This window comes from Lysobacterales bacterium (assembly GCA_019634735.1).
Taxonomy (GTDB): domain Bacteria; phylum Pseudomonadota; class Gammaproteobacteria; order Xanthomonadales; family UBA2363; genus Pseudofulvimonas.
This window is the reverse complement of sequence record JAHCAT010000029.1, coordinates 1-1,981: the sequence shown is the minus strand read 5'-3', so window position 1 is coordinate 1,981 and position 1,981 is coordinate 1. Positions and strand designations below refer to the sequence as shown.

General features: G+C 71.0%; 2 protein-coding genes. Both read right to left on the bottom strand.

Features of this window, described 5'->3' with window-relative positions:
* On the bottom strand, positions 1-782 hold a 782-nt coding region (locus KF823_16680), incomplete at its 3' end, for a site-specific DNA-methyltransferase (protein ID MBX3727536.1).
* Between the two features lie 459 nt (positions 783-1,241).
* A partial coding sequence (locus tag KF823_16675; protein MBX3727535.1) for a hypothetical protein occupies positions 1,242-1,981 on the bottom strand: 740 nt, incomplete at its 5' end.

Sequence of the window (1,981 nt, the reverse complement as noted above, 5' to 3'; positions counted from 1 at the left end):
GCGCGCTGCAGGCGGTGCAGCTCGGCCGAGGCCATGCAGATGTAGAGCGAGCCCTTGGTCAGGGACAGCAGGTGCTGGCAGACCCGGCGCAGGAAGGCCTCGAACGACTGGCCCAGGGCATCGTTGAGGATCGGCCGGTCCCTGCCCTCCCGGCGGTCGGTGGCCGAGCCGCGGTAGTCGACGTTGTAGGGCGGGTCGGTGAAGACCATGTCGGCCAGGCCGCCGTCGAGCACGACGCGGTAGGATTCCGCATCGGTGGCATCGCCGCAGAGCAGGCGGTGCGGGCCGAGTAGCCACAGATCGCCGGCCCGGCTGCAGGGCGTGGCCGGCGGCGCGGGGGCGGCGTCCAGCGCCTCGCTGCCGGCGTCGCCGCCCTCCAGCTCGGCCAGCAGGCGGTCGATCTCGCGCTGCTCGAAGCCGGTCAGCTCCAGCCGGTAGCCGGCGTCCTGCAACTCCCTGAGCTCCAGGGCCAGCAGCTCCTCGTTCCAGCCCGCCATCAGGGCGAGCTGGTTGTCGGCGATGACGTAGGCCCGCTTCTGGGCGTCGCTGAGGTGATCGAGCACCAGCACCGGCACAAGCTGCAGACCCAGCAGGCGGGCGGCCATCAGCCGGCCGTGGCCGGCGATCAGGCCGCCGTGGCGGTCGACCAGGACGGGGTTGGTGAAGCCGAACTCGCGGATCGAGGCGGCGATCTGGCTGACCTGGGCCTCGCTGTGCGTGCGGGGGTTGCGGGCATAGGGGATCAGGCCGGCGATGGGCCGCAGCTCGATGCGCTGCGCCAGCCAGGACGGGGCCACGGCGGCCGCTTCGTTGGGCCCGCTATCGGACATGGCCGGCCTCCGGCAGGGCGCGGTGTGCGGCCCCGTTGGGCCGCCGTGGGCCGAACGAGCGGGCCTGACCCCGGTCAAGTGCGGTCAAGCGGTCAAGCTCGTTTGGACTTGACCGCACTGGTGAAGACGCACGCTGTGGCCGCCCGTATCCGCGATCGGCCAGGAAGGACCCATTTTGCGTGGGACCAGTCGTCCCCCGGCCGGTGGTACGCCGCGTCGTGCGGCGCGCCATTGCTCTGCGCATGCGCTGTCTCCTGGTGGTTGGGTGGATGAGGACTCTCTGCTGACGCTGGAGGGTTGGAGGGTTTGGTCCAGGACTTCCACGAGTCAGCTCACAGAGGAGTGACTCGTGAGACTCCCCGGCAAACCCTCCAACCCTCCATGTCAGTCGGGCGCGAGCGGCCTGAGCGGTCATAGCTCCGCCTCCGGCACCGCCGCCGGCTGATCGCCGAACTGCTCGCGCACGATGCGCAGGCCGACGTAGTAGACGACGTTGATCGTCTCCTTGCGGTAGCTGAGATCGCCCATGCGGCGGCCGAAGCGGGTCTGGCTGCCGGGGTCGACGGCATTGGCCCGGCACCAGTCGCAGAACACGTGGAACAGGCGGGTGGCGGTGACCCGGCCGTGCGGGTCCGGCTCGGTGGCCGCGGCGATGAACTGGCCGATGGGATCGCTCTCGGCCCGGTAGGCGTCAGTCGCCAGGCGCACCGGCTCCGGGATCGCCAGCCCCTGCTCCCTGAACATCAGCAGGCCATCGAGCATCCAGTTGAGGATGCCGGCACCCTCCTGGCGCAGCTCGGCGATCAGCTCGTTCTTGCCGCGCCGGCTGGCCGGCGGAATGACCTGGGTGAACGGCACCAGGATGATGCGCCGCCAGATGCCCTCGTCCTGGCCGCGGATCGTCGGCCGCACGTTGGACAGCAGCACCAGCTTGAACGACGGCACGAACTCGAACGGCTCGCCGTACAGCGCCCGGGCCACCAGCCGATCGCCGCCGGTGATCGTCTTGACCACCGTCTCCGACAGCCGGTCGCTGGCCTCCGGCTCCGACGCCAGCGCCAGCCGCCGCCCCGGCAGGCGCGCCAGGTCGGGCGTGGCATCGCCGCCGCGGCGCCGCTCGTCGTGCAGGAAGGTCTTGATGTCGATGGCCA